This is a genomic window from Bacillus sp. ISL-35, assembly GCF_018613355.1.
GTDB lineage: Bacteria > Bacillota > Bacilli > Bacillales > Cytobacillaceae > Mesobacillus.
On the sequence record NZ_JAGGQK010000009.1, the window covers coordinates 35,907 to 61,026 of the forward strand.

Sequence of the window (25,120 nt, forward strand, 5' to 3'; positions counted from 1 at the left end):
GAAACAATGTCAAAGAAACTTGAAAATAGGGAGACATTCGATGGAATTTCGTTTAGCAACAAAGCAGGATATACAGCAATTAATTAAGATGAGGTGGGATTTTACACTCGAGGATTACCCGGAAATGGGAGAAGGAATAGCGTATCGTTCCTTTGAAAAAGAATGCCAACATTTTCTTAATACTGCATTGGAAAATGGCAGGTGGTTTGTGTGGGTTGCGGAAAAAGAAGGGGAAATCATATCACATATTTATATTGAATTGATCGAAAAGGTTCCTCACCCTGGCAGGATCACAAGACCGTTTGCTTACATGACAAATGTTTATACTGTGCCGGCATATAGAGGGAAGGGTGTGGGCAGTGAATTGTTATCGATTGTTAATTCATGGGTTGAAGAGAATAAATTCGAGTTCATCATTGTTTGGCCAAGTGATAAAAGCATCAACTTCTACGAAAAAAATGGATACACTCATTGCCAGGAGCCAATGGAAAGGCATTTTTAGCCAGTTTTATTTTAAGAATAATCTAATTTATTTGAAACTTTGTGTCCTTTTACGCGTATAGAAGGTATCTGGTAAAAGGAGGAAAGAGTTATGGCGCAATTAACCTTCAAATCCGAGAATACCTCGAATATTATTCTTGTTTCAGCCATCATTCTGATCATCAGCAGTTTATTCATGCCTCTCGTTTTCGTTTATTTTATACAGGATTATCTATACCTGACAAAAGATAAGTGGTTTTATGTGACGCCGCCATCAGCTTATATTCTGTTCATGGTCGGCATGCTTTGGCTTGCTGTCACGCTGCTCCTTTATCTGTTTGTTCAATGGAAATTCGAATGGGGAGGGTTCAAGTGGCTCACTATTCTACTTATGTTGGGAAGCGTACCATTCTTTATGTTCAGTATTTCGAATTATTACTATCTCAATGACAAGGGTTTGCATTTTAATGAGGCGAGTAGTTTCAATGAAGTTGTTTCTTATGGCTGGAAGGATATTAAGGAAGCGAAGGAGATTTTCGTCAAAAACAAAGGGGTAACCGTTTCGGATCATTATCTGTTTACTACTAACAATGGAACTGTGATTGAATTGCCTAATAACAGCAAGGTAACTTATAACAAGCAAAGAATAATGGAAAAGCTGCAAGAATTCAATATTCCGTTGAATAATAATATGGGAGATTTATATGAATAAGCCAATGCTAGAAAGAAGGTACGGTGACCGTGCAGATTGGAAACGGGTTAGCCATAGGGAGTTCCAACAGGAATTTTTTGAAGAGGAAGATTTCCGAGGATATGTAACTTCATTGGAAGTAAAAAAAGTCACCGAACCATTATTTTTTCAATACGAAGATAAAAAGGTTTGCATAGTAAACAATGGCTTTACCTGGATGCAGCATTTTCCTGAAGGAAAACGCCATTCCGTCACAACCATGTTCAATGCCCAGGGAGAGGTTGTTCAGTGGTATATCGACATTTGCCTTCGAAATGGGGTTGAAAACAACCGCCCCTATTGGGATGACCTGTTTCTGGATATTATCATATTGCCTGGTGGGGAAATATTCTATAAAGATCATGATGAACTGGAAGAAGCATTTTCGACAGGAATGATCAATGAGGATTTATATCAAATCGCAATAACCGAGGCCGAGCAAATTAAGAAACAAATAGAAGCAAATGAATTTAAATTGTTTCAATTGACCAGGATCCATAAAGAGTATTTTGACAGGAAGGATTGAGACCTACTCGAGAAAAATTTAAGGGATGATAAACTCTATTATGTTCGTAAAAACATATAGTTACAGCATTAAGCCAGAGCGGGAAAAAGACTACCTTGAGATTCAAGTGAAAGCCGAGCAAATTTATTCACGTTTCACCAATAAACAGACTTTTTACTTACAAAGCAAGGAAGACAGTTCAAAGTGGATGGAGATGCATATCTATCAGGATGAAAAAAGCTATACTGACAGTATTCATGCAGTTGACCAGCAGCCAGAAATCAAGGAAATGTATAAGCATTTTCTCGAAGTCATAACTTCAGAGGAAGAATTAACAGAAGATAGTTATAACATCAGGAATTTAACATGAAATTAAATCAATATGGGGTTATTTAATTAGCAATTAGTGATGACAAATAAGGAGTGTTATATATGTGTGGGATTAGAAACTAAGAATTTTGTCAGGGATATGAATTTACCAAGGGACCGCCATGAAATTTTAAAAAAAGCAACAGCAGACTTAACTAGTGATGAAAATGTAAGAGCCATTTATCTTGGTGGGTCATTGGCAAAAGGAAACTATGATAACTATTCAGATATAGATCTACATATCATTGTTGAGGATGCCAGTCTGGTAGATTTTATTCGATATAAAAGGCAGCGCGCTTTGAATTGGGGAAATGTATTATTTTTTGAAGACAGTCACCCGGATTCACCAGTTGTGGTCGCACACTTTGATTCCTTTGTTAAAGCTGATACTTGGTATAAAACGGCAGGTCAAATACAACCTTCTATCTGGTTAAAAGGCTTGGAGGTTTTATATGACCCGAAAGATATTCTAAAAGATGTTTTCGAGGAATCTTCCAAGATTGCATTTGTGATAGATGCAGAAGCTGTAGATTTTTGGAAAGGTAAGATACTGGCTTTTTACCATGAAACATACCGGGCTGCAATGCGGAAAGAGTGGTACTATGCATTGGCAAATCTGGACAGGGTCAGATGGTTGATTGCTGACGGCTGGTATATGGAAGCCGGAAACCATCTGGATTCTGCATATGGTGTTTGGTCTAAAGTTGAAGGTGAAAGAAGTTTGTTGAACGACCAGCAATTATCGTTGCTGGCCAAATGGAATTGTAAAAGAGAAACGGAAGAAATTTTAGCTGCATTATCGATAATGTATCCAGAAGTAATGAGATTGTATACAGTTCTACATAAAAAGGCAGGACTGGAAGCGGATGAAGAACGTTTCAGGGAAATCATTGAAATGGTGTTATGATTGTTCCTTCACTGATTGATCATCCAATGATAAGCGCTAAAAATCAGGGATAATAATCTAACTCTGCAGTATCTTTGAATAATACGATTGAGGGGATTAAATGAAAAAGCTTGCTATTATAACAATGATGATTCTAATTGTTGTTTTGACTGGCTGCAGTTCGAATTTTCAACCGGAATTAACCAGGGTCGATGTGCAAAAACTAACAAAGGATGGCATGAAAGACGGTGAGGAGAGAATAATTGCCTCAAAAAATGAGCTGCAAACAATTGAGCAATCATTCGATAAAATCAAATGGTCCCCAAAGACGAAGCCTGAAATGGCAAGGAAAGAAGATGTATTGGCGATTTTCTTCATCCAGGAAGAGAAAAATATGCCTGAGAGCTTGGATGAATACCGAATCTGGTTTGAGGGAGAGTCTGCAACCATAATCAGCAACAAGGAAAATGAAGGGTATGGAAGATTAACCGATAAAACTGAAGTTCGTGACCTAAGATCAGCCTTGCTGCTAGGTGAATAATTAGTGCCATACAAAAGAAAAAGTGCCAATACGGGCACTTTTTTCAGCTTACTGCACTAAATGCCGGAGGATATTCTATTTTTCCTTCTAAACCATTCAATGAGCCCTGCTCAAGCTCAATTGCCATGAACACTTCGTCTGGTACTGGAAAGGGAGCTTGGATACCGAAGTTTTTCGAGGGCTGAAACCCGAATTTGGGGTAAAAATTCTTATGGCCGAGTACGAATACATGTTGATATCCTAAAGACTTGCATTTTTTCAGGCCTTCCGTGACGAGTGCTGAACCGATTCCGCTATTTTGATATTCTGGATTCACGGCCATGGGAGCGAGACCGATGGTTGGAATCATTCCTTGATTTGTAACAAGACTGATGATGCTAAAAAGAATGTGCCCGATGATTTTTCCATTCTCGTCAACAGCTACCAGGCTTAAGTCAGGAATGAAATGTTCAGAATCCCTGATCAGGTCAACCAAACGGGCTTCATTTTCACCCTTTTCAAAAGCCACTTGATTTAGAACCCTGATACCATGGATATCGTGCATTTCTTCCGGGCGAATAATATAATCAACGCTATTCATATTTCTTATACTCCCTCCATACCATATTTGAAGTTTTGGATTTGGAATCAGAAAATCCCCTGTAATAACGCTTTTCACTTTCACCTGATATTGAGTCGATATCATTTAGAAACATAACTAGAAACTCTCTGTCTTTGTTGATTTCCTCTTCTGTTTGAGTGTAGTCCCTGCCATTTTTAACACTGATCGCTAAGTCTGTATAACGGTCTGCTAGTTGATCCCACATTGTCCCTAACATTGAGATCTTTCCATTCATCATATGGTACTGTCTGCTCAGATTAGACAGTTCACCTAGATGACTGGCAAACGTGAATTCGCCATCTTCTTCATTCAGGATCTTTATCCATATAGTCGGATCGGCATCGTTTTCCAGCAGAAAGATAGAATCCCGTACAGTACGCTGGAATTCAAGTCCTGCTTCCTTTTCCATGTCGGAAATTTTGTTATATTGATAGATATTGAGTAAAATCAATGCTGCGAGAACGAATATAATAAGGTATTTAGACTTTTTCGCCTTCATAAATTTACTCCTTTGGTTAAAGTCTGAATTAATAATAGCAGAAAATTCCAAAAGAGTAATCAGAATTTTTACCAGAATGAATTCTTTCACTTCCAGCACTTTTTTCTGTTATGATTAAAGCTGGCTTTTGGCCAGAATCAATTTTCAAGGAGAACCTGAATGACAAAAAATCTTCCATTTACCATCACTAAAAATGATACATTCTTTGATTTATTAGGAGATTACATTGGTGATGTTTTTTATGATATTTTGCCTGAAAAGGGCTATGAATTGCGCGATGAACAGATATATATGGCTTTCCAGGTGGAACAGGCCTTTAAGAACAAAGGGATTGTGTTTGCGGAAGCAGGTGTGGGGACAGGAAAAACCTTCGTTTACCTGATCTACGCAATCCTCTACGCTCGTTATATGGGGAAGCCTGCGATTGTATCCTGTTCAGATGAAACGCTGATCGAACAGCTTGTCAAAGAGGGCGGAGATATTGAGAAACTAGAGCAGGCATTGGGACTCAAAGTGGACGTCCGGCTGGCGAAAGCAAGGGAGCAATATGTATGTGTCAAGAAGCTTGATGAGCTTTCCAACACTTCTGACGACATTGAAATCCTTGATGTCCATGACCAGCTGCCTGATTTTATTTTTGATGAAGGCATTTCCATGAATTCGTTCAGCCGCTATGGTGATCGAAAGGAATATCCTTGGGTCACCAATGAAAAATGGTCCCAGATGGCGTGGGATCCGCTCCAGCAATGCTCAACATGCAGCTGGCGCCATCGCTGCGGACAAACATTGAATCGTGATTACTATCGACATGCCGGAGACTTGATTATTTGCTCGCATGATTTTTACATGGAGCATGTCTGGACGAAAGAATCTCGCAAAAGAGAGGGCCAGATGCCATTGCTGCCAGAAGCAAGCACCGTCATTTTTGATGAAGGCCATTTGCTTGAATTCGCAGCGCAAAAAGGCTTGACATACAGATTTAATTCGCAAACGCTGACGACTGTGTTAACAGGTTATATGCATCAGGATGTCAGGGAGGAATCTCTCTATTTAATCGAGGATATTATAGAACTGCATGATTCATGGTTCGACCTGCTGGTTGAAAACTCAACTGCTGTTGAGGGTTCGAATCGAAAAGAAGTTGCGAAGCATCCTGCCATCAGGAAGACAGCTGAAACTTTGGAAAAGAAGGTCAGCGAATTAATGGACCAGCTTGTTTTTGACGCAGAAATGTTCTTGATTGATGAATACCATTTAAAAATCATGGAAGAGTACCTCGAGTTTTTTGCGTATGGTCTAGCGATCTTCCTGAAGAACGACGAAGGGATTTTCTGGCTTGAAGAGAATGAAGTTCAGTCTTCACTCGTCATCATGCCCCGTTTGGTAGAGGACATTTTGAAAAAAGAAGTTTTTGCACAGAATATCCCGTTCGTTTTTTCATCAGCTACTTTATCACAGGCAGGGGACTTCAACTATATAGCTAAGAGTCTCGGAATCGAAAAATATTCTTCCTTCACGGTGGCATCACCGTTTGATTATCAAGAACAAATGGAAATTAAAGTGCATGTTCAGGATGCTGAAAATCAAAAATGGGAGAAGATAGGTGAGGACTTGAGCACTGCAAATGGAAGCTCCCTGGTTTTGTTTTCTTCCATGCAGGAAATGGAAAGGTTCAGAAAATGGTCCGAACAACAGGAATGGGATTTTGCCATTTTATTTGAAGGCGACCGGGAGATCAGTGAAACCGTAAAAGACTTCCAGAATGTCAAAAGCACTGTACTCTGCTCATACAGTTTATGGGAAGGTCTTGATGTTCCAGGTGAATCATTGACCCAGGTCATTATCGCTTCATTGCCATTCCCGCCTCATGACCCGGTATTCCAGGCAAAACGCAAGCATGCGGCCAACCCTGAAGCAGAAGTAGACGTTCCATACATGCTGCTTCGATTAAGACAGGGAATCGGCCGGTTGATCAGGAGCAGCCAGGACCAGGGTATCGTCCATTTATGGCTTACTGGTAAGCAAAAAGCAGAATTTATGGAAGAAATAACTGGGGTGCTTCCTGTTAGAGACATTCATTAAGATAGAAAAAAATCCCGAAAGCTACAAGCCTTTCGGGATTTTTTTGCGGTAATTAGTCTCTGCAGCCGCACTTTCTATTATCGCGGTCACGATCATTCTCATCCTGAGCACCAGCAACCAGATCATTGATGATGCAGCGACGGACAGCACGGCAAAGGTCATCGAAATCAATTGTCGCCCTTACCTGGTTGTTGTTGCGGTTAGGGTAAAAAACTCCTGCTACATCGTTGTTATTTCGATTGGATCCCATTCGAAATTCAACTCCTTTCCATCAAAAAAATACTTACACGATATCTTATTCGGAAAGGGACAAGTTGTCAGGGTTTGTACCTATTTTTGAAAACGAATGTGCTCTTCTCATAGAACCTTTAAAGAATGAAAGTTTAATAGAACGAAAAAAAGCAAGCGGAGGCCGCTTGCTTTTTAGTGCATATGACGATAGACGCCAATGACTTTCCCAAGAATCGATACATTCCGAAGGATAATCGGTTCCATTGACGAATTTTCAGGCTGAAGCCTGAAATAGTCCTTCTCCTTGAAGAAGCGTTTAACAGTTGCTTCGTCATCCTCTGTCATGGCTACGACAATGTCTCCATTATTGGCAGTCTTTTGCTGCTTGACGATTACATAATCTCCATCAAGGATACCAGCCTCTATCATACTGTCACCCATGATTTCCAGCATGAAAACCTGCTCATCATGAGGAACAAGCCGATCTGGAAGCGGGAAGTATTCTTCTACATTCTCAATTGCGGTGATCGGCATACCGGCTGTTACTTTACCGACAACAGGCACGTTGACAACATTATATTTAGGGATACGGGTTTCCTCTTCAATTTCCAGTATTTCAATTGCACGCGGTTTTGTTGGGTCGCGTCTGATCAGTCCTTTGCTTTCAAGCCTTGCAAGGTGGCCGTGTACCGTAGAACTTGATGCCAGTCCAACTGCTTCACCAATTTCACGTACGGATGGCGGATATCCTTTTTTCTTGACTTCACCTTTTATGAATTCAAATATATCTTGTTGCCGCTTTGATAACTTTGTCATATTCACGCACCTCGTATATTTTCTTGTCCTAATTATACCATGTCTATTTAATAGATACAAACATAAGTTCGAATTTTGAGTTGACACAAAACAAATGTTCGTATTATAATAAAAATTAAATAGGCGAACATATATTCGTTAGGGAGTGTCGATTATGAAAAAACTATGGGAAAACTATTCTTACGCTTTAATTCTTCTTGCTGTCAGCCTGATTTTTTCACTCGTGGCAAAAGCACAATTAAATAACGATGATGCATACATAACTGTTACTATAGAAGAAGGGCAATCACTGTGGGAGGTTGCTGAGACATACGCCAGTGAACATCATTTGTCGAAAAATGAATTCGTGAGCTGGGTAGAAAAAGAAAATGCGATCGTAGGAGAAAAGGTTTTTCCAGGAGATGAACTTGTCATCCCGGTAAAAGCGGAATATGTAGAACCTACCCAAATTGCCGGAGCAGAAAGATAATTTGTACATAGAATAAGGTGACAGCATGAAAGCGATTATTTATTGCCGGGTAAGTACCACGAAGGAAACACAGGAAACATCGCTTGCCAGGCAGGAGGAAGAATTGCTCCGCCTTGCAGAAGACTATGGATTTGAAGTGATGAGCATCATCAAGGAACAAGCCAGCGGGTATGACCTTGAAAGGGACGGGATACTGGAACTGCTGGAGTTGATCAAGGACAAGTCAGTCAGTGCCGTTTTGATTCAGGATGAGACCAGACTTGGCAGGGGGAATGCCAAGGTTGCGATTCTCCATTGCATCCTCAAGGAGAACGTTAAGTTATACAGCATCTCGCACAGCGGGGAACTCCAACTTTCTGAATCGGATTCCATGGTCCTCCAGATTGTCAGTATGGTAGAAGAATATCAGAGGAAGATCCATAACATAAAGATTAAACGCGGAATGAAACGTGCGGTAGAACATGGATACAAGCCTCAGCGCAATCTGAAAAACCAGGGCGAGCATTCCGGCAGGGAACGTAAAGACATGCCGATTGCGGAGATTGTCAGGCTGCGGAATAATGGCCTTACTTTTGCTGAAATTGCCGCTACCCTAAAAGGATTTGGCTACAATGTATCCAAGGCAACAGTGAATCGACGATATCTTGAGTATATAGAAACAGATGAGGAATAAGGCTCCTTTCTTGTAAAACCCAAAAAAATTTAGTAAGATGTCATTTGACGTAATTTTTTACAAAGGAGCTTTACAATGCTATCAAGTGATAAAATTGCTAGAATCAACGAACTGGCAAGGAAAGCAAAAACATCGAAGCTGAATGAAGAGGAAGCAAAGGAACAGACAAAGCTTCGCGCCGAGTATCTCCAGTCATTCCGTTCTTCTATGCTCAACACACTAAAGGGAGTTACCATTGTCGATCCTGAGGGAAATGATGTGACACCTGAAAAATTAAAAGAAGAAAAAATGAAGAATAAACTTCATTAATATATTTAATTTGGAATACATGAGAGAATGTATTCCATTTTTATTTTACCAGCAAGACAGATAAAACAACTGAAATAGAATGTTTTATACGACTTCTAAAGTGGAAAATCAGCACTGAGGCCAATTAAAACTCATAGCTTCGAAGTTGTATTCCGTCTTCATCTAAACTGTTCGCTTACATAAGTACAGCGAGTATGTGTCAAAATAAATAACAATACGGCCTTTTCTGTCTCCTTCAGGCATAATTTGTTGTATAATAATTTCTCTCGCTATAATATTAAGGATGTAGCCAGTACCTATAGAAAGGATGTATTTCATGTTTAAAGAAATTGATATGCTATCAATTGATTCCATTCGTACTTTATCAATTGATGCGATTGAAAAAGCAAATTCAGGCCACCCGGGCATGCCGATGGGGGCAGCACCGATGGCTTACACATTATGGACTCGTTATATGAACATCAACCCTAAGAATCCAGAATGGTTCAACCGCGACCGTTTTGTCTTGTCTGCCGGCCATGGTTCTATGCTGCTGTATAGCTTGTTGCACCTTGCAGGTTATGATTTATCAATGGAAGATATTAAGCAATTCCGTCAGTGGGGAAGCAAGACACCAGGACATCCTGAGTTTGGACACACTGCCGGTGTGGACGCAACAACTGGACCGCTTGGCCAGGGAATTGCCATGGCAGTTGGTATGGCAATGGCTGAACAGCATCTAGCTGCTGTCTATAACAAGGATAACTATAATATCGTTGATCACTATACATATAGCATTTGCGGTGATGGCGATTTAATGGAAGGCGTTTCTGCTGAAGCAGCATCCCTTGCGGCTCACCTGAAATTGGGCAAGATGATTGTCCTTTACGATTCAAATGATATATCACTCGACGGCGACCTTAATAAGTCGTTCTCTGAAAGCATTGAAGGCCGTTTCAAGGCGTACGGATGGCAATATATCCGCGTTGAAGATGGAAACAACCTGGAAGAAATCGCAAGAGCGATCGAGGAAGCAAAAACAGATTCAGATCGTCCGACAATGATTGAAGTTAAGACAATCATCGGATATGGATCACCGAACCTCTCTGGTAAATCAGATGTTCACGGAGCTCCGCTTGGCGCTGATGAATTGAAGCTGACTAAGGAAGCTTACAAGTGGACATTTGAAGAAGACTTCCATGTACCAAGTGAAGTTTATGATCACTTCAAACAGCAAATCGCTGATAAAGGTGAACAAACAGAACAAGCATGGAATGAACAATTGTCTCAATATAAGAGTGAGTATCCAGAACTAGGTGCCCAGCTTGAAAAAGCTATGAAGGGTGAGTTAGTAGAGGGATGGGATAAGGACATTCCAGTATACGAAGAAGGCAAGAGCCTTGCCAGCCGTGCATCTTCTGGTGAAGCACTTAACGGCATTGCGAAAAACCTTCCTTACTTGATCGGCGGATCTGCTGACCTTGCTGGTTCAAACAAAACAATGATCAAGGGAACAGGTGACTTCTTCCCAGGTTCATTCGAAGGCCGCAACATCTGGTTCGGCGTACGTGAATTCGCAATGGGAGCAGCTATGAACGGTATGGCACTTCACGGCGGCCTGAAGGTGTTCGGCGGAACATTCTTCGTATTCTCTGATTACCTAAAGCCGGCAATCAGACTTGCTGCATTAATGGGATTGCCTGTAACCTATGTGTTCACACATGACAGCATAGCGGTTGGGGAAGATGGTCCAACGCACGAGCCTGTAGAACAGCTTGCCGGACTTCGAGCAATGCCAAACTTGTCAGTGATTCGTCCTGCAGATGGCAACGAAACAGCAGCAGCATGGAAGCTGGCAATAGAATCAACTAAGAATCCTACAGCTCTAGTGCTGACTCGCCAAAACTTGCCGACAATCAAGAATACGGACAAGAATGCTTACGAGGGCGTATCAAAAGGTGCTTACGTCATTTCTCCAGCTGGGAAAGAAACAGCTGATGCTATGATCCTTGCAGCTGGTTCAGAAGTCGGCCTTGCTGTAAAAGCACAGGAAGCTCTTGCTTCAGAAGGCATCGATGTGGCTGTTGTCAGCATGCCTGCATGGGATCGCTTCGAGCAGCAATCAAAGGAATACAAAGAAAGTGTCATTCCAAAGTCTGTCAAAAAGCGTCTTGGAATCGAAATGGGCTCTTCACTAGGATGGCACCGTTATGTTGGCGATGAGGGAGAAGTCCTTGCGATCGATACATTTGGTGCATCAGCTCCAGGTGAAAAGATCATGGAAGAGTATGGATTCTCTGTCAACAATGTAGTCGCTCGCGTAAAAGCATTGATCGAACAAAACTAAAATTATCTTGATAAAAGAGCACGTAACCATTAATGGTTGCGTGCTCTTTTTGGTTTGGAAAATATTAGTAAGGATTTATGTTAAAATCAATTTGGCTTGATATCGAACAATTAGCTCGATCGCAAGAGCATAACTGTTATATATTTTTTTGTTTCTTTGCAACCATAAAGGGGTCGTCGTCGCCTAAAGAATAGAAAGATACAAGGAGGTGCTGCTTTTGGAACAGTCAGAACTGATGCTGCGAATCAGGAATGGTGATGAATCTGCTTTCGCTGAGTTATTGAATCCCCTGATTGAAAAAGCATATAAAACAAGTTACAGTATTGTCCGGTCAAAGGAAGAAGCAGAAGAAGTAGTCCAAAATGCAATGCTGGAAGCATATCGAAATATTATAGCTGGAAAAGAAATCATTTATTTCAACACCTGGTTTTACAAGCTAGTTTCACATCGCTCGATCGATAACATAAGAAAAAATGCAAGAATGAAAGAAACGGTAATTGAAATGGAAACGTTAAAAGATCACCGTGGAGTAATGGATAGTGTTCTTCAAGAGGAAATGCAATTCGAGATCAGTCAGGGCATCCAGTCACTCAAGAACGGGGATTATCGGAATGTATTGCTCCTTTACTACTATCAGGATTTCACCATTCAGGAAGTTTCTGAAATGCTAGGCATAAAAACTTCAACAGTCAAATCACATCTTCACAGGGCCAGGAAAGCACTTAAAAACCAGTTGATGGAAAATCAAATAATAGGGGTGAGCACTCAATGAAAAATGAGGACATGATGATCAAAAAGGAGCTAGAGGAAGAAATGAAGAAGATCGAGGTGCCATCATCACTATACGATTTTGCCAAGAATATTAAAGTGGAAGCAGAACCAAAGAAGGCCACTGTCAAGATGAGGAGAAATAGAAGGTTCCAATTTGCTGCCTCCGCAGTGATCACATTAGGGGTAATCACTGGTTCAGCATTTCTTAATCCTTCGGTTGCAGAAATGGCTTCTAAAATCCCATATCTTGGCCAGGTATTCAAGACAAAATCTGTTGATGTCATGCTTTGGGAAGCACTAGAGAAGGAAGGGTATAAAAATTTCTCCCTGGGGATGACACCGGGTGAAGTGACAAAATTTGAAATCAGCATAGAGGGTTCTGAAAAGGATGCAGACCGGGAGAGAGAGAAAATCACGGAGGTCACAGAGAAAGTTCTTAAAAGTAAAGGCTATGATTCCTATAAAATTAAAGTAAGCTCATATATTCCTCAAGTTACTCCTCTTTCAAAGGAGGAAGAAGAATTAACTGAGTTAGGTGAAAAACTAGAAGCTGATTTAAAAAAAGCAGGATATGAAATATTGACTGTAAATCCTTTCAACAGTAGTATTGAAATTTCCATACCAGTAACAGAAACCAGAGCAGAAGAAATTAAAAACACTACAATTGAATCTGCAAAAACGTATGGGTATGAAAAAGATGTAATCCTAGAAAGCGTCGATGTTGAAAAAAATAAACGCGAAGGCATTTGGACTGATTATTTGAGGACCATCTATGAAGGACTGGCCCTCAAAAAAGAATTCCATGTCACAGGATACGCATATTCATACAAACAAAATAAATTGGAAATGTTTATAAAAACCAACCTGGCAGCTTCGGATGATGAAGCTGATGAGACAGTTAATAAAATACGTGATGAGATAAACAAATTTATCGATAGTGAAAAGCCGAATTCACTTGTAAAAGAGGATGAATATGAGATCATAGTCCGTGATAAAAATGGAAAAGAATTGCCATATTGAATAAACAAGAAAAAAAGCGGAAACATCCGCTTTTTTTGTTTTTTTTTGAGTACATGCTAAAGCACCTACAGTAATTATTGTGAAAGTAGCCTTCTTTTAGGTAAAATTGAATAGAGAGATAGTAGATGTTAAAATATATACGAACTGATGTTCTAAAAAAGAAAGAGGTGCTGTTATGGTAACAGGAATTGTCCCTTACATAGTAACGAATGGGAATGGCCAGGAAGCAGTGAATTTTTATAAGGAGGCATTGGGAGCAGAAGTGATTAGTCTGCAAACTTTTGGAGATATGCCTGCAAACCCTGATCATCCTCTTCCTGAAGAAGCAAAGAACCGAGTGTTGAACGCCCAATTGAAAATTGGTGATGCAGGCTTTATGCTTTCAGATACATTCCCCGGCCATCCATATCAGCTTGGTTCCCAGGTAACAATCGCGCTAATGGTGGATAATGCCGCTGAAGCAAAAGAAGTCTTTAATAAATTGCAAGTGGACGGAAAGGTAACAATGCCCCTTCAGGAAACCTTTTGGAGTCCGGCTTACGGCCAGTTGACAGACAAGTTTGGCGTCGAGTGGCAAGTATCAACAGAAAGTAATAAATAATCCCGCGCTGGGCTGCATATGCAGTCTGGCTTATTTTATCTTCATAAAGAGATTGAATGGAAGAACAAAGTGGAATCATTATTAATATCAACTTTTGTAAAATAGGAGGAGAATTTTATGCCAGGCAAGTTTGAAGGAAAGACTGTGATTATAACAGGCGGTTCTAATGGAATTGGCAAAGGGATCGCAAGAGCATTTGCGCAAGAACATGCTAATGTATGCATCGCAGACATAGATGAATCCAAGGGGGAGGAATTGGTATCTGAACTAAAAGAATGCGGCGGACAAGTAAGATTTTATCAAACAGATGTCAGAAAAGAAAAAGATATTGTCAAGCTTGTTGACAGTGTGTTGAGTGACTTCGGACAGATCGATGTATTGGTCAATAATGCCGGAGTGTCGCGGTTCAAGCCGTTGTTCGAGCTTACTACTGAAGAGTGGGAGGATGTTGTATTTACCAATCTCAGGAGTGTGTTTATCGGCTCACGTGAAGCGGCCAGAAGGATGACTAAAGGTGGACGAATTATCAATATTGCATCAACCAGGGCAACTATGTCTGAACCAAATTCAGAAGCATATGCTTCCTCTAAAGGCGGAATTGTGGCCTTGACACATGCACTTGCCGCTTCTCTTCAAGAGAAAGGGATTACCGTCAACTCGATAAGCCCCGGGTGGATTCAGACAGTTGAATATGATGAACTGCGTCAGAAGGACCATCTTCAGCATTGGTCCAACCGTGTCGGGAAACCGGAAGATATTGCAAGGGCTTGCCTGTATTTGGCCGATAAGGATAATGATTTTATAAATGGCCAGGACCTTGTCATCGATGGCGGAATGACGCGTAAAATGATTTATGAAGAATAAGGATTCAGGGAGCTGCTAAAAATGATAGCGGCTCCCTTTCAACTTCAGATGATTTCTAATAAAATAGAAATAGAAAATCATTTGGGAGAGAACGAACGAATGAAAAAGAAACCTAAAAAGAAAAAGCAGGTCCAAAGGAACTTCAATCTGGCAATCTTATTGTTTCTTGCCTTTGTAGGTTTCTTTCTGTTTGATAGATTCCTTGATTTAGATATTTATAGCTTAAAGAAGATGAATGTTGGGGTGAGCAGTTCGATTGGTGAAGTTGCTAAATATACTCCGATGATTGCGGAGGAATTGAAAAAGGTAGGCCTTGAGGAACACACCGTTACTGTTGCTGCCCTGATGATGCAGGAAAGCAAAGGAAAGGGCGGTGATCCCATGCAAGCTTCTGAATCCATGGGGTTAGCGCCTAATACGATCCAGGATCCGCAGCAAAGTATCCAGCAGGGTGTGAAATATTTTCAACGGGTGATGGATTATGGTAAAAAGATGCAAGTCGATTTTCCAACGGTTATCCAGGCATATAATATGGGAATCGGCTATATCGATTTTGTAGCTCAAAATGGCAACAAGCACAGCGAGGAACTCGCAAAGAAGTTTTCAATGATCCAGGTAGAGAAAAATCCGAAAACCTATAATTGCGGAGGCGATAAGAATAATTTTCGCTATCCGTATTGCTACGGCGATTTCACCTATAGCACGAAAGTTGCCAGGCATATGGAAACCATTTCGGTCAACAGCCCTGGAAGTTTAAGTGAAGGTTCAACCAAAGAAGCATTCTAATTATTTTGGTTGACTTTTCCAACAATTACAAATTTAAATAAATTAACTAAAGTTGAAGGGAGTGAGAGGATACATGTCTGACCATATAAAACGAACCTCGGGACTGGAATGTTTGCCTCTCACTCATACGGATGAATGAAAGTAGAGAAATGAACCACGAGGGTAATGAATCCTCGTGTTTTTTTGCGCAGCATCAATCCCCTTGGTTGTTTTAAACCATATTGGAGGGATTAACAATGATGAAACTGACCACAATGCAAAAGGTAGTAGAAACGGTAAATGATGAATGGAAAAGTACCCTGGCAGAAGAAATCCTAGAAATGTGGGGCCATGATCCTGGGTCTGTCTATTACTTTCGCGCAAGCTCGAACTTTTTGTTTGTTTTTAAAAAGGCAGGGAAAAGATATTTTCTAAGATTCAGTGATGCTGAGGAAAAAGCCTATTCACATATTGAGAGTGAAATGAAGATCCTTGATTATTTGCGGAAACAGTCAATTCGCGTTGCGCTGCCAGTGAAATCATTGAATGGAAATTTCATTGAGCGTGTTGAGACGAATAGTGGAATGTATTATGCAGTAGTCTTTGATGCGCTTCCTGGTAAGCCATTAGAGATAGAGGACCTGGAAGAAGCTGATTTTCTTAACTGGGGTAACCATCTGGGTAAGCTTCATAGGATTTTTAAGCAAATGCCATCAGAATATAGGGATGGCCGTCAAAGTTGGCAGAATCAATTAAGTACAGCACACAAAAAATTGCCGACTCAGGAAAAAGCTGCATTAATGGAATTGAGTACAATCAACCAGTGGGCCAAAGGCTTGCCTGTAACCAATGATCATTTTGGGTTGATCCATTATGACTTTGAATTGGACAATTTAAGCTGGATGGACGAAGAACTTGGGATGTTGGATTTTGATGATAGTATGAATCATTGGTTTGTCGCGGATATTGCCTTTGCTTTAAGAGATATCCTTAAAACAAGTGATGATCTTGAAAATCCCTTTGTCAAAGCATTCATCACCGGTTATCAATCCGAAACCACTCTTGACCGTCAGCTGGTACACGAAATTCCAATGTTCATTCGCATGCATAACATAATCACCTTTGTAAAATTATTGCAGATAGCAGAAGTCCCAGATGGCTTTACTTTAACTGAAGGGCTGCTCAATCTAAAAGCAAAATTAGAGAATTATATTCAGATGTATCGAGACTCATTTAAAGCTTAACACCCAACTATTGGGTGTTTTTTTTTCGAGTTGGGGAAATTTTGCAGGAAAAAAGAAATAAAAAGGTAAATATATTAGTAATAAATACCCATAATATGAAACAGGAGGTGTACCGAATGTTTGAGTATGGAAAGGATATTCCGCTAGAAGGTGCTTTAGTGAATCAGGCTGCCCAGCAGGAAAAGGCAGCAGAACAACAAATGAACGAAGGAACCATTTTCAGCTTTGACCACCGTAAGGACATTCCGTTGGACGGAGTTAAATAATCAGTAAAAAAAGCCTGAAAACAGGCTTTTTTTGTTGTCTAGAATTGTTTTGCAAGTTCGTTTGCACGCTGGATGGCTTGCTGTTTGATTTCCTCTGCTTTCTCAGGCATAGCTGCCATTCCTTCAATCGCAAGTGTATCTGCATCTTCTATACCCATGAATGCCAGAACCGTGCGCAAGTAACGGTCGCCGAACTCCATTTCTTTAGCAGGGCCTTCGGAATAGATTCCGCCGCGTGCCTGGATATGGAGAGCTTTCTTGCCGCCAAGCAGCCCAACCGGTCCCTCTGCTGTGTATTTAAAAGTTTTTCCCGCAATCGCGATATTATCAATGTAAGCCTTCATTTTAGGAGGGAAGCTGAAGTTCCAGAAAGGAGTTACAAAGATATACTTGTCGCCGGCAACGAACTGGTCAGTCAGGGTATTGATTGCACTGACTTTTTGCTTTTCGTCGTCACTAAGCTGTTCGAAAGCTGAACCTTTCTGTAACTTGCCCCAGCCGCTGAAAACATCTGTATCAATAAATGGAACATCCATTTTATAAAGGTCGAGTCTGACCACTTCATCTTCAGGGTTGTTTTCACGGTAAGCTTTGATGAATTCCTCACCAACCGTTAAACTGAATGATTCTTCAACGGGTTTCGGGTTCGCAGTAATATAAAGTACAGTAGCCATGTATAGTCATCCTTTCTCTTTCAAAGTAACATTGATATATTCCCCTGATTAGGACCGACTATTCCTCTTTTTCGAAAAAAATGGGCATTGCTGCTAAAGTCGTGACAACGGAAGAGGTTAAATTTATAATAAAATGTAAGAAAGTTTTGAATTCGACAAGATTAGTGGATATTTTCGGCATCTTTAGACAAACGCAGACCGATCGTTTTTCTATAATAAAGACAAAAGCTTGTCTGCAGAGGAGGGGATCAGGTGAGATCCTACCAGCTATATCTAATAGAAGATGAATTTGCCTCCCATTATTTCGGAAGAGAACGGATGTTTTACCAATTATTTTTAGAATATAACCAAGCAAAAGGTTATTTAAAATCCATCATATCAAAACAGGTAGACTTCGTGACCAGGCCCATTCCCGCCCTTCGCATCCATCAGCTTCTGCACCAGCAGCTCTCAAAAACACAAGGGTTTTATGTCGAGAACGGAACATATGTATATGAAAACAAAACAAACAATAGTTCAGCCATCCTTAAGGTACATGAAAGGTGGCTGGAGCTGGATTCCCATGGTCAGGTCGACACGGAAACGGCCTTCTTTGAAATCCTCCGGAAATGTGAATCATCCTTCCTTGCGATCGACCTTGAATCAAACAAATATGGTTGGCTGAAGCCGATCAAAGAGCGGAAATACGTGTGAAATTATCAAAAGCAAAATTTCGGAATAGCTTTTTAATGGAAAATGACAAAAAAGTTCATTAAAGAGTGTTTTTGATAGAGAAAAAAATACACAGATATTGTATAATAGCTGTTGGTTTAGTACACTGTATGTTAGACAACATGAAGGAGGAAGTTTTATGTGGACAATAATTCTAGTTGGTATACTGGCATTAGTTGTCGGTGTAGCGCTAGGATTTTTCATTGCTCGTAAATACATGGAGAGCTACTTAAAGAAAAATCCGCCAATCAACGAACAAATGCTTAAAATGATGATGATGCAAATGGGTATGAAACCATCCCAGAAGAAAATCAATCAAATGATGTCAGCAATGAACAAGCAGACAGGAAAATAATTTGATTGAAAACCTTATCAAATAAGGGTTTGACGGTGATTGTACAATCTCATTAGATAAAAGTTGAATGAAAAATTGCTTTCAGAGTGAATCTTTCATTAGAATTTTTCTCTAATTTGGTTAATCTTTCATATCCCGAAACGAAAAGCCACTTTTACTGCGAATGATTAAGCAGAGAGGTGGCTTTTTTATGTTGTTGGAAGATGTACTAGAAGAATATCTTTACCATTGTTTAGCCAAAGGATTCACGAAAAAGACCATGATTAACAAGCGTCAAGAATTGAAACAGGTTAAATCATTTCTAATGGAGAAAAGGGCAATTACTGAATTGGAAAGTGTTACTGTATTTGACTTAAAAGCGTATATTCGTGACAAGCAAAAATCAGGACTTCAACCTCAAAGCATTGTTTCTATGTACAAAATGGTTTCTGCCTTCTTTAATTGGTGTGTGAAAGAAGAATATTTACAGGAAAATCCGATGAAGAAAGTTGAAACTCCCAAAGTGCCGAAAAAGGTATTGAAGGGCTTTACTCCCATTGAGGTACAAAAGATGATAGACGCTTTTTCAACTAAAACTTATATTGACGTGAGAAATAAAGCCATGATCGCTATGATGGCTGATTGTGGACTCAGAGCAATGGAGGTTAGAGGACTAAAGACAAGTAACATTCAGGAAACAAGCATTTTAGTTTTTGGAAAAGGCAACAAGGAACGCATTGTCTATATCAGCCCTGCCTTGAAGAAAATCTTAATAAAATATGACAGATTGAAAAAAGAATACTTTAAGGATATATCCATGAGGGATGACAATTACTTTTTAACCTACTTTGGAACAGGAATATCTCATGTTGGTTTATACAATGTCATAAAGGAAGCAGGCAAAAGAGCAGGAGTTGAAGATAAAAGGGTTAGCCCACATACTTTTCGCCATTTTTACGCTGTGCAAAGTTTGGTATCAGGACAAATGGACATTTACTCATTATCCCGCCTTCTTGGACATTCAGACATAAGCACTACACAAAGGTATTTACAGTCATTGAGTGATGACCAGTTATTAGATAAAGCCATTGCGTGTAGTCCATTAATGAATTTAGGAAGGGGATTGAATCATGACAAATAATCAGTACGAATCAAAAGTAATGGAATGGATTAAGAATCATTTTGACTTATCAGCAATCGTGATAGAGGACTTTAATGTATTGCCTTATGGTAAACGTATCCTCGACATGGAAGGTGGAGAAATGGCTGTGTTCTATGACTTCTTCACTGGTAGTATCAAAGAATTATTTCCAACAGATAGTGTCTATTGATTAAGCAGGGAGCAATCCCTGTTTTTTATTTTGCGTTATAAAAATGCTAGAAGTTTGTTCGATATAGAAACACTGATAAATAAGCGTTCTTATTGTATTTGAAAATTATTTGAAATCGATTATTTTCCTTTACCCTTACAAGCATAAGGATTTGAGTCCGATTTGAGATAATATCCGTTAAAGGAAGAAAAATAAAATGCGTGGACAATTGGTTATAAAAATGTCCTAGTTTGAACTCTTGCTAAATAAGCATTTCATCCACCTAAGACAATCGTTAATTATCTTAATGACCTGTTCGACCTTACTGCCATATGGATTTGTCTAACATTGGGATAATACTCTACAAAGGAAGAAAAATAACTCAACGTGACACCATGAATAAAAAATGACTTCGTAACCCTTGATACTGTAAGAGTAAAAAGAAAAGGGGAGAAAATCGTCTTTAATGGAGGGGTATACCTAATTGGTAGCGAAAATCAAAGAGGGTATATATCAAATGTTTGAAATAGAACAGAGGGTATATCCAAAAAGCGAGAAAAATCAAAAGGGTATATCTAAAACGTGGACAATTGAGAAAGTAAGGTATATCAGGATTAAGACAGTTTAGAAAGCATGGTATATAAGGAATGTCCAAGTTTGGAAACCTTTTGCTACCGCTTTTTATTAGCGTCAAATAGGCATTTTTACAACACACTAAAAAACATTTTGATTTTAGTTTTTATGAGCGAAAGTCCATTTAACGTTGAAATGACAAGGTTTTGAATACCCTGTGTGGGTATTTTTTCATGGATACGCACTAATGGAAGAAAAAATATATTGTCCAAGTATGACTAGAAGTTTGGCGAGAAAAATGTCCGATATAGAAACCTTGTCATATAGGCATTGTGAAGCCATGTAAGGGTAACTTTGTAAAATTTTATGTCAATTATCCTTAGAGCCAGTAAGGATGAAGTGTGATTTTGATGGATGCCCGTTTAAGGAGCATTTAGGAAAATAGAACATTGCTAATAAAATGTCTTTAAGTGTAAACCTTGTTAAATCAGTGTTTATAGTACCTTCTTTTAAATAAAGATAATCGTCTTTTGGGGAAAAGTGGAAAAATGGCTAAAAAAAGGAATCGAAAACCTAGTCAAACCGTTGCTATTACAGGGTTTTGAAAATCGACTATTGGAAGGAAAAGCGTGGACAGGAAACGAAACGCTGAAACCCTTATCCTATTTAACATTGACAAAACTTTTGATAATTTGTACTTATGGATAGATAGTAGCGAAAACGAATAACGCTAGATCAATTACCAATACTGGATTGATAAGCAAAATGTACTTTTTGTACTTATGGAGAGAAATTAGGAAAATAGAAAAATCCTGTATCCGTTGTGCCAGTTGGGATATAAGAATTTTGGTAATTTTGTACTTATGGTAGAAGTATAAATCCGACATTTTCAAAAACGCTGTAATTATTGATATTGTTGATTTTATAGAGATTCTTGAAAAATTGTACTTATGGTGAGTGTCCAAGTTTAGATTGGTATTTATCAGGATAGGTAGTAGCGAATGTTTTCGGTATTTATCAGAGTGGATAAAAATGTAAACAGTTAATGGTATTTATCAGGGTGGTAAGAACAGCAATTGGTATTTATCAGGGTGGATAGGAATGTAATTAAGACCGCTATTTGCTTTATTTATCAGGGTGGATACCACAGTAAAATAACGGTTTTATTTATAACCACCGTTAGAAACATGATTCCAACCTTACTCCCCCAAGGAATACAGCGTTTTTTAGTTATTCTGTTACTATGATAAGAAAACTACTTAAAACGCAAAAATAGCCATGTTTGAAATAGAAAATGCCATTATGCCCTACTCCTGCAAGTGATAAAGGGGTTTTTAGTAATTCTGTTACTATGATAGAGATAAATATACAAACTAGCGGGTTAGAAATATAATTACAACCTTACTCCCACAAGGGATACAACCATTTTAAATTATTTTGTTACTGTGATAGAGAAAAGTTATGCTACCTAAGCGATAAAGTGCTTTCCCTCTTACTCTCCCAAGGGATACAACGTTTTTTAGTTTTTCTGTTACTATGATAGAGAAATAAATAAATAACTTTACCAAAATGAAAAACCACTTGACACTTACTCTCCCAATGGATACAGCGTTTTTTAGTTATTCTGTTACTATGATAGAGAAATACATTTCATTCAAACGGAAACTCAAGTTTCCATCTCAATGAAGGGTATTCCCTTCAAGTATCAAGTGCATTATTTATAATCCTCCAAAGTCAAAATCACTTTTTGACTTCCGCTTTCTGCGAGTAGTCCTTTTTGGGCTACTCCTATTTTTTATGGCTTTAAAAATTTTTTCTCATATTTATTATTAAATCGCAACAATTATTAAGGGAGGTGTTGACAATGGATTTAACTACAATTCCACTGGATCAATTTGCACAACAGGGAATCTTTGCTTTACTTTTCGTTTGGTTACTTTTTGACACACGCAAAGAAGCAAAAGTAAGGGAAGATAAACTCACAGCACAAATTGATAAACAAAATGAAGCACAAGAAAAGATTGTTCAATCATTAGAACGATTAGAAACACAAATTCAGAATTTGAAGGAGGTTAAATAATGGCAGAGATTACAGCAAGTGCATATTCAGATTTACGGAATTATATTCAATCCAATTGGAAGTATATTGAGTTGCAAGACGACACAGGAGTTGTAATTGTAAGATTATCTCCTTCTGATAGCCGAGTGACTTGGACACATCTAGCAGGAGAACAGACATTAAAATTACAAGTTATTATTAAAGGTTCTGATTCAGATATTACAGCCCCTAAAACATTTGCTAAATCAGTAATATACAATGTTGCAACAGGTGGTAATCCATTATCAGTTGAATCATTTACAGCATTTACAATTGAGGGAGATCAAGACGAATTGACGGTGATTCATTCCTTTGAAGTGCCGAAAGTAGTGTGATGATTAATGATAGGTGCAGGAACAGCGAGTAATCCTTATTTAGTATCGACTCCTTCTGACCTTAATGCAGTCAGAAACAACCTAACCGCACATTACCAATTAGTAAATGATATTGATATGTCTAGTTGGGGAAATTTCAATTCAATTGGAAACAGTACAACCACATTTTTTAAAGGTTCATTTGATGGTAATGGTTTTAAAATACTGAATTTAACTATCAATGAATCTTCTGTGTACGTTGGGTTATTTGGATATATCAACTATGGAACAGTAACCATAAAAAACTTAGGAATTGAAAATTGTAATATAAATAGCAATACCTATAACTATGTAGGGGCTATTGTTGGCTATTTATCAAAAGGAAATATCCAAAATTGTTATTCCACAGGTCAAATTAATGGTCAGTATGGTGTCGGTGGTTTAGTTGGATTTTCAGATGGAATAATTGAAAATAGTTTCTCTATGGCAAATGTTACTGGTACTGGTCGAGTAGGTGGGCTTTTAGGAAATGGTGTATCTGTAAATGCTCTCGTAAACAAATGTTACTCAACAGGGTTAGTTACCGTTACTCCTGATCCTAGTTTATATAATGGTGGATTGATAGGTTCTCATTCAGGTTCTACTGCAGTTACTAACTCTTATTATGATACTCAAACTAGCGGACAAACTATTTCGGCAGGTGGGATAAGTAAAACTACTGCTGAAATGAAAACTCAATCGACTTTTACAGATTGGGATTTTTCTACCATATGGGGAATAAATGGTGATTATCCATACTTACAAATATTTGGTCTGCCTGTTGTATCTGTCAAAAAAGAAACAAGAGAAATACATACCTATTTAAATCAATTTATTACTGCTTCTGAACGTCATACAGCGACTTTAAGAAGTGTCGAGGGCTATCTATCGAATATTGAAACGACAGCCACACGAAACGTTAAGACAGTAATAAACACGATTGTAAAAGTTGATACTCATATCCAACCAATAGAATCATTTATAAATAGAGAATCAAAAAAGGTAAATGAATTACTTTCTTATATTCATCCAATCTACTCTAATGTAGAGGTAATCTATCCAATTGCTAACAAACAAATAACTGCTTATTTAAGCGTCTTATTTAACGATTCTAGCGTGTCTATCAATGAGGGTATGCCTAGTATTCAGAAGGTTGTAAACACGTCAGAATCAATAATAAACAATAATCAGAGCCATTCAGGCATGATTATCAATCCTTCCCATGTGGAGGTGAGGAAATAATGTATCAAGGGGATACAGTTAGATTGAAGGTTCACTTCAAAACTTTCACAGGTCAGTCAGTTGATCCAACAGATATTAAGTTGACCATTTACAAAACTGACAAAACACAAGTTGAACAAATACTTTTAGACGAGACCGCCAAAGAGGGTATAGGTCTCTATTTTTATGACTATGTGCCTGCCGATGAATTGAACGAATTTATTTTCGAGTTTATCGGCAGTTATAGTAACAAACCTATCCTTAGTAGAGGAAAGGTAGAAGTCAAATTTATTTAATCAGGAGGTAGGAAAATGTCAGAAGAAATTAGTTTTACCCAGGAACAGTTGCAAGAGGAAATTGGCAAGGCAAAAAATGAATGGATGGAAAAAGAATTAAATCCAATCATTCAAGAAAGGGATGGATTACTTCAATTCAAGCCAAAAGATTTATCGGATGAAGAAAAAGCAATCCAAACTAAGCAACAAGAGTTATTTCAGAAGGAATTATCAATTGAGTTGAAGTCAGCAGGATTGGAAAAGTTTGCTGATTTTTTCAAGGTAGAAAAGATTGAGGACTTGCAGCCACAAATTGAAAAGTTTCAAGGTTTACTAAATGAAATTAAAGTGTCAATGGGTTATGTACCTGCTGACCATAGTAAATCAGACGCTTATAGTGTGGCAGAACAGAAGAAGGATGTTAGCGGTATGCTTTCAGCAAAATTATCTAAATTATTTGGGTAACTAGCACTTTGGCAAAATGTCAGGGTGCTTTTTATATATTAAAAACTAACTTTAAAGG

32 protein-coding genes are annotated in these 25,120 nt (G+C 38.8%); 27 read left to right on the forward strand and 5 right to left on the reverse strand.

All coding sequences use genetic code 11. The annotated features are described in order from the left end of the window. Positions 1–40 precede the first annotated feature (40 nt). The 6 genes from J7E38_RS13975 to J7E38_RS14000 all read left to right on the forward strand — a co-directional run bounded on the left by J7E38_RS13975 (position 41) and on the right by J7E38_RS14000 (position 3,511). Positions 41–502: a GNAT family N-acetyltransferase gene (locus J7E38_RS13975; RefSeq protein WP_214707001.1), complete on the forward strand. Its 462-nt coding sequence runs from the start codon at positions 41–43 to the stop codon at positions 500–502. Between the two features lie 90 nt (positions 503–592). Continuing rightward, positions 593–1,192, forward strand: coding sequence for a hypothetical protein (locus tag J7E38_RS13980; protein ID WP_214707002.1), 600 nt, complete (start codon positions 593–595; stop codon positions 1,190–1,192). Continuing rightward, the gene (locus J7E38_RS13985; RefSeq protein WP_214707003.1) at positions 1,185–1,736 is read left to right on the forward strand and encodes a ribonuclease FAU-1 family protein; all 552 of its coding nucleotides are present in this window, start codon (positions 1,185–1,187) and stop codon (positions 1,734–1,736) included. Before J7E38_RS13980 ends, J7E38_RS13985 begins: the two co-directional genes overlap by 8 nt. A gap of 40 nt (positions 1,737–1,776) precedes the next feature. Beyond that, entirely contained in the window at positions 1,777–2,085 is a 309-nt protein-coding gene (locus J7E38_RS13990; RefSeq protein WP_214707004.1) for a hypothetical protein, read from the forward strand. A 66-nt stretch (positions 2,086–2,151) separates the two neighbouring features. Continuing rightward, positions 2,152–2,991 carry a nucleotidyltransferase domain-containing protein gene (locus J7E38_RS13995; protein WP_214707006.1) on the forward strand — a complete coding sequence of 280 codons (840 nt, stop codon included), beginning with the start codon at positions 2,152–2,154 and terminating at the stop codon, positions 2,989–2,991. A 100-nt stretch (positions 2,992–3,091) separates the two neighbouring features. After that, positions 3,092–3,511 (forward strand): hypothetical protein, encoded by a 420-nt coding sequence (locus tag J7E38_RS14000; RefSeq protein ID WP_214707007.1) that lies wholly within the window; start codon positions 3,092–3,094, stop codon positions 3,509–3,511. Positions 3,512–3,554: 43 nt separating this feature from the next. Here J7E38_RS14000 and J7E38_RS14005 read toward each other — a convergent pair whose 3' ends face one another. Together J7E38_RS14005 and J7E38_RS14010 are read right to left on the reverse strand one after the other, a co-directional pair. Then, positions 3,555–4,091 (reverse strand): GNAT family N-acetyltransferase, encoded by a 537-nt coding sequence (locus J7E38_RS14005; protein WP_215038621.1) that lies wholly within the window; start codon positions 4,089–4,091, stop codon positions 3,555–3,557. After that, positions 4,084–4,611: a hypothetical protein gene (locus J7E38_RS14010; protein WP_214707009.1), complete on the reverse strand. Its 528-nt coding sequence runs from the start codon at positions 4,609–4,611 to the stop codon at positions 4,084–4,086. Before J7E38_RS14010 ends, J7E38_RS14005 begins: the two co-directional genes overlap by 8 nt. Before the next feature lie 159 nt (positions 4,612–4,770). On the opposite strand from J7E38_RS14010, the gene J7E38_RS14015 reads away from it, so the two are divergent. Beyond that, entirely contained in the window at positions 4,771–6,693 is a 1,923-nt protein-coding gene (locus J7E38_RS14015; protein WP_214707010.1) for an ATP-dependent DNA helicase, read from the forward strand. A 52-nt stretch (positions 6,694–6,745) separates the two neighbouring features. On the opposite strand, the gene J7E38_RS14020 is transcribed toward J7E38_RS14015, so the two are convergent. Beyond that, the gene (locus J7E38_RS14020; RefSeq protein ID WP_214707011.1) at positions 6,746–6,943 is read right to left on the reverse strand and encodes a hypothetical protein; all 198 of its coding nucleotides are present in this window, start codon (positions 6,941–6,943) and stop codon (positions 6,746–6,748) included. Positions 6,944–7,116: 173 nt separating this feature from the next. Further along, positions 7,117–7,740 (reverse strand): transcriptional repressor LexA, encoded by a 624-nt coding sequence (lexA, locus tag J7E38_RS14025; protein WP_214707012.1) that lies wholly within the window; start codon positions 7,738–7,740, stop codon positions 7,117–7,119. Between the two features lie 154 nt (positions 7,741–7,894). Here lexA and yneA point away from each other — a divergent pair, with 154 nt between their 5' ends. The 11 genes from yneA (at position 7,895) to J7E38_RS14080 (ending at position 17,048) form a co-directional block, all read left to right on the forward strand. Next, positions 7,895–8,209 (forward strand): cell division suppressor protein YneA, encoded by a 315-nt coding sequence (gene yneA, locus J7E38_RS14030; protein WP_214707013.1) that lies wholly within the window; start codon positions 7,895–7,897, stop codon positions 8,207–8,209. Between the two features lie 25 nt (positions 8,210–8,234). After that, positions 8,235–8,882, forward strand: coding sequence for a YneB family resolvase-like protein (locus tag J7E38_RS14035; protein ID WP_214707014.1), 648 nt, complete (start codon positions 8,235–8,237; stop codon positions 8,880–8,882). A gap of 75 nt (positions 8,883–8,957) precedes the next feature. Continuing rightward, positions 8,958–9,191, forward strand: coding sequence for a DUF896 domain-containing protein (locus J7E38_RS14040; RefSeq protein ID WP_214707015.1), 234 nt, complete (start codon positions 8,958–8,960; stop codon positions 9,189–9,191). 316 nt (positions 9,192–9,507) lie between these two features. Continuing rightward, entirely contained in the window at positions 9,508–11,517 is a 2,010-nt protein-coding gene (gene tkt / locus J7E38_RS14045; RefSeq protein WP_214707016.1) for a transketolase, read from the forward strand. A gap of 217 nt (positions 11,518–11,734) precedes the next feature. After that, positions 11,735–12,289, forward strand: coding sequence for an RNA polymerase sigma factor (locus J7E38_RS14050; protein ID WP_214707017.1), 555 nt, complete (start codon positions 11,735–11,737; stop codon positions 12,287–12,289). Further along, positions 12,286–13,308 (forward strand): hypothetical protein, encoded by a 1,023-nt coding sequence (locus J7E38_RS14055; protein ID WP_214707019.1) that lies wholly within the window; start codon positions 12,286–12,288, stop codon positions 13,306–13,308. Before J7E38_RS14050 ends, J7E38_RS14055 begins: the two co-directional genes overlap by 4 nt. Before the next feature lie 175 nt (positions 13,309–13,483). Then, complete coding sequence (locus J7E38_RS14060) at positions 13,484–13,909, forward strand: VOC family protein (protein ID WP_214707021.1); 426 nt, start codon at positions 13,484–13,486, stop codon at positions 13,907–13,909. Between the two features lie 117 nt (positions 13,910–14,026). Continuing rightward, positions 14,027–14,773, forward strand: coding sequence for an SDR family NAD(P)-dependent oxidoreductase (locus J7E38_RS14065; RefSeq protein WP_214707022.1), 747 nt, complete (start codon positions 14,027–14,029; stop codon positions 14,771–14,773). Positions 14,774–14,872: 99 nt separating this feature from the next. Beyond that, positions 14,873–15,559: a lysozyme family protein gene (locus J7E38_RS14070; RefSeq protein WP_214707023.1), complete on the forward strand. Its 687-nt coding sequence runs from the start codon at positions 14,873–14,875 to the stop codon at positions 15,557–15,559. A gap of 236 nt (positions 15,560–15,795) precedes the next feature. Further along, positions 15,796–16,782 carry a phosphotransferase enzyme family protein gene (locus J7E38_RS14075; protein WP_214707024.1) on the forward strand — a complete coding sequence of 329 codons (987 nt, stop codon included), beginning with the start codon at positions 15,796–15,798 and terminating at the stop codon, positions 16,780–16,782. 116 nt (positions 16,783–16,898) lie between these two features. Then, positions 16,899–17,048, forward strand: a complete 150-nt coding sequence (locus J7E38_RS14080) for a hypothetical protein (RefSeq protein WP_214707025.1) — start codon at positions 16,899–16,901, stop codon at positions 17,046–17,048. A gap of 38 nt (positions 17,049–17,086) precedes the next feature. Here J7E38_RS14080 and J7E38_RS14085 read toward each other — a convergent pair whose 3' ends face one another. After that, positions 17,087–17,722, reverse strand: a complete 636-nt coding sequence (locus J7E38_RS14085; protein ID WP_214707026.1) for an FMN-dependent NADH-azoreductase — start codon at positions 17,720–17,722, stop codon at positions 17,087–17,089. Positions 17,723–17,974: 252 nt separating this feature from the next. Between J7E38_RS14085 and sirA the strand changes: the two genes are divergently transcribed. The 9 genes from sirA (at position 17,975) to J7E38_RS14130 (ending at position 25,062) form a co-directional block, all read left to right on the forward strand. Further along, complete coding sequence (gene sirA / locus J7E38_RS14090; RefSeq protein WP_214707027.1) at positions 17,975–18,415, forward strand: sporulation inhibitor of replication protein SirA; 441 nt, start codon at positions 17,975–17,977, stop codon at positions 18,413–18,415. Between the two features lie 157 nt (positions 18,416–18,572). Further along, the gene (locus J7E38_RS14095; protein WP_079508605.1) at positions 18,573–18,788 is read left to right on the forward strand and encodes a YneF family protein; all 216 of its coding nucleotides are present in this window, start codon (positions 18,573–18,575) and stop codon (positions 18,786–18,788) included. A 190-nt stretch (positions 18,789–18,978) separates the two neighbouring features. Beyond that, positions 18,979–19,908, forward strand: coding sequence for a tyrosine-type recombinase/integrase (locus tag J7E38_RS14100; protein ID WP_214707029.1), 930 nt, complete (start codon positions 18,979–18,981; stop codon positions 19,906–19,908). Then, entirely contained in the window at positions 19,898–20,098 is a 201-nt protein-coding gene (locus J7E38_RS14105; protein WP_214707031.1) for a hypothetical protein, read from the forward strand. Before J7E38_RS14100 ends, J7E38_RS14105 begins: the two co-directional genes overlap by 11 nt. Positions 20,099–22,514: 2,416 nt before the next feature. Then, the gene (locus J7E38_RS14110; protein WP_214707033.1) at positions 22,515–22,730 is read left to right on the forward strand and encodes a BhlA/UviB family holin-like peptide; all 216 of its coding nucleotides are present in this window, start codon (positions 22,515–22,517) and stop codon (positions 22,728–22,730) included. Further along, positions 22,730–23,083: a hypothetical protein gene (locus J7E38_RS14115; protein WP_214707036.1), complete on the forward strand. Its 354-nt coding sequence runs from the start codon at positions 22,730–22,732 to the stop codon at positions 23,081–23,083. Before J7E38_RS14110 ends, J7E38_RS14115 begins: the two co-directional genes overlap by 1 nt. Positions 23,084–23,089: 6 nt before the next feature. Continuing rightward, positions 23,090–24,343: a GLUG motif-containing protein gene (locus tag J7E38_RS14120; protein WP_214707038.1), complete on the forward strand. Its 1,254-nt coding sequence runs from the start codon at positions 23,090–23,092 to the stop codon at positions 24,341–24,343. After that, entirely contained in the window at positions 24,343–24,618 is a 276-nt protein-coding gene (locus tag J7E38_RS14125) for a hypothetical protein (RefSeq protein WP_214707040.1), read from the forward strand. Before J7E38_RS14120 ends, J7E38_RS14125 begins: the two co-directional genes overlap by 1 nt. A gap of 15 nt (positions 24,619–24,633) precedes the next feature. Further along, entirely contained in the window at positions 24,634–25,062 is a 429-nt protein-coding gene (locus J7E38_RS14130) for a hypothetical protein (RefSeq protein ID WP_214707042.1), read from the forward strand. Positions 25,063–25,120: the final 58 nt, after the last annotated feature.

Bases quoted from the DNA above. Each gene is read 5' to 3' on its own strand.
- J7E38_RS13975 (WP_214707001.1), top strand. From the start codon at position 41: ATGGAATTTCGTTTAGCAACAAAGCAGGATATACAGCAATTAATTAAG.
- J7E38_RS13980 (WP_214707002.1), top strand. From the start codon at position 593: ATGGCGCAATTAACCTTCAAATCCGAGAATACCTCGAATATTATTCTT.
- J7E38_RS13985 (WP_214707003.1), top strand. From the start codon at position 1,185: ATGAATAAGCCAATGCTAGAAAGAAGGTACGGTGACCGTGCAGATTGG.
- J7E38_RS13990 (WP_214707004.1), top strand. From the start codon at position 1,777: ATGTTCGTAAAAACATATAGTTACAGCATTAAGCCAGAGCGGGAAAAA.
- J7E38_RS14000 (WP_214707007.1), top strand. From the start codon at position 3,092: ATGAAAAAGCTTGCTATTATAACAATGATGATTCTAATTGTTGTTTTG.
- J7E38_RS14005 (WP_215038621.1), bottom strand. From the start codon at position 4,091: ATGAATAGCGTTGATTATATTATTCGCCCGGAAGAAATGCACGATATC.
- J7E38_RS14010 (WP_214707009.1), bottom strand. From the start codon at position 4,611: ATGAAGGCGAAAAAGTCTAAATACCTTATTATATTCGTTCTCGCAGCA.
- J7E38_RS14015 (WP_214707010.1), top strand. From the start codon at position 4,771: ATGACAAAAAATCTTCCATTTACCATCACTAAAAATGATACATTCTTT.
- J7E38_RS14020 (WP_214707011.1), bottom strand. From the start codon at position 6,943: ATGGGATCCAATCGAAATAACAACGATGTAGCAGGAGTTTTTTACCCT.
- lexA (WP_214707012.1), bottom strand. From the start codon at position 7,740: ATGACAAAGTTATCAAAGCGGCAACAAGATATATTTGAATTCATAAAA.
- yneA (WP_214707013.1), top strand. From the start codon at position 7,895: ATGAAAAAACTATGGGAAAACTATTCTTACGCTTTAATTCTTCTTGCT.
- J7E38_RS14035 (WP_214707014.1), top strand. From the start codon at position 8,235: ATGAAAGCGATTATTTATTGCCGGGTAAGTACCACGAAGGAAACACAG.
- J7E38_RS14040 (WP_214707015.1), top strand. From the start codon at position 8,958: ATGCTATCAAGTGATAAAATTGCTAGAATCAACGAACTGGCAAGGAAA.
- tkt (WP_214707016.1), top strand. From the start codon at position 9,508: ATGTTTAAAGAAATTGATATGCTATCAATTGATTCCATTCGTACTTTA.
- J7E38_RS14055 (WP_214707019.1), top strand. From the start codon at position 12,286: ATGAAAAATGAGGACATGATGATCAAAAAGGAGCTAGAGGAAGAAATG.
- J7E38_RS14060 (WP_214707021.1), top strand. From the start codon at position 13,484: ATGGTAACAGGAATTGTCCCTTACATAGTAACGAATGGGAATGGCCAG.
- J7E38_RS14065 (WP_214707022.1), top strand. From the start codon at position 14,027: ATGCCAGGCAAGTTTGAAGGAAAGACTGTGATTATAACAGGCGGTTCT.
- J7E38_RS14070 (WP_214707023.1), top strand. From the start codon at position 14,873: ATGAAAAAGAAACCTAAAAAGAAAAAGCAGGTCCAAAGGAACTTCAAT.
- J7E38_RS14075 (WP_214707024.1), top strand. From the start codon at position 15,796: ATGATGAAACTGACCACAATGCAAAAGGTAGTAGAAACGGTAAATGAT.
- J7E38_RS14080 (WP_214707025.1), top strand. From the start codon at position 16,899: ATGTTTGAGTATGGAAAGGATATTCCGCTAGAAGGTGCTTTAGTGAAT.
- J7E38_RS14085 (WP_214707026.1), bottom strand. From the start codon at position 17,722: ATGGCTACTGTACTTTATATTACTGCGAACCCGAAACCCGTTGAAGAA.
- J7E38_RS14095 (WP_079508605.1), top strand. From the start codon at position 18,573: ATGTGGACAATAATTCTAGTTGGTATACTGGCATTAGTTGTCGGTGTA.
- J7E38_RS14100 (WP_214707029.1), top strand. From the start codon at position 18,979: ATGTTGTTGGAAGATGTACTAGAAGAATATCTTTACCATTGTTTAGCC.
- J7E38_RS14105 (WP_214707031.1), top strand. From the start codon at position 19,898: ATGACAAATAATCAGTACGAATCAAAAGTAATGGAATGGATTAAGAAT.
- J7E38_RS14110 (WP_214707033.1), top strand. From the start codon at position 22,515: ATGGATTTAACTACAATTCCACTGGATCAATTTGCACAACAGGGAATC.
- J7E38_RS14115 (WP_214707036.1), top strand. From the start codon at position 22,730: ATGGCAGAGATTACAGCAAGTGCATATTCAGATTTACGGAATTATATT.
- J7E38_RS14120 (WP_214707038.1), top strand. From the start codon at position 23,090: ATGATAGGTGCAGGAACAGCGAGTAATCCTTATTTAGTATCGACTCCT.
- J7E38_RS14125 (WP_214707040.1), top strand. From the start codon at position 24,343: ATGTATCAAGGGGATACAGTTAGATTGAAGGTTCACTTCAAAACTTTC.
- J7E38_RS14130 (WP_214707042.1), top strand. From the start codon at position 24,634: ATGTCAGAAGAAATTAGTTTTACCCAGGAACAGTTGCAAGAGGAAATT.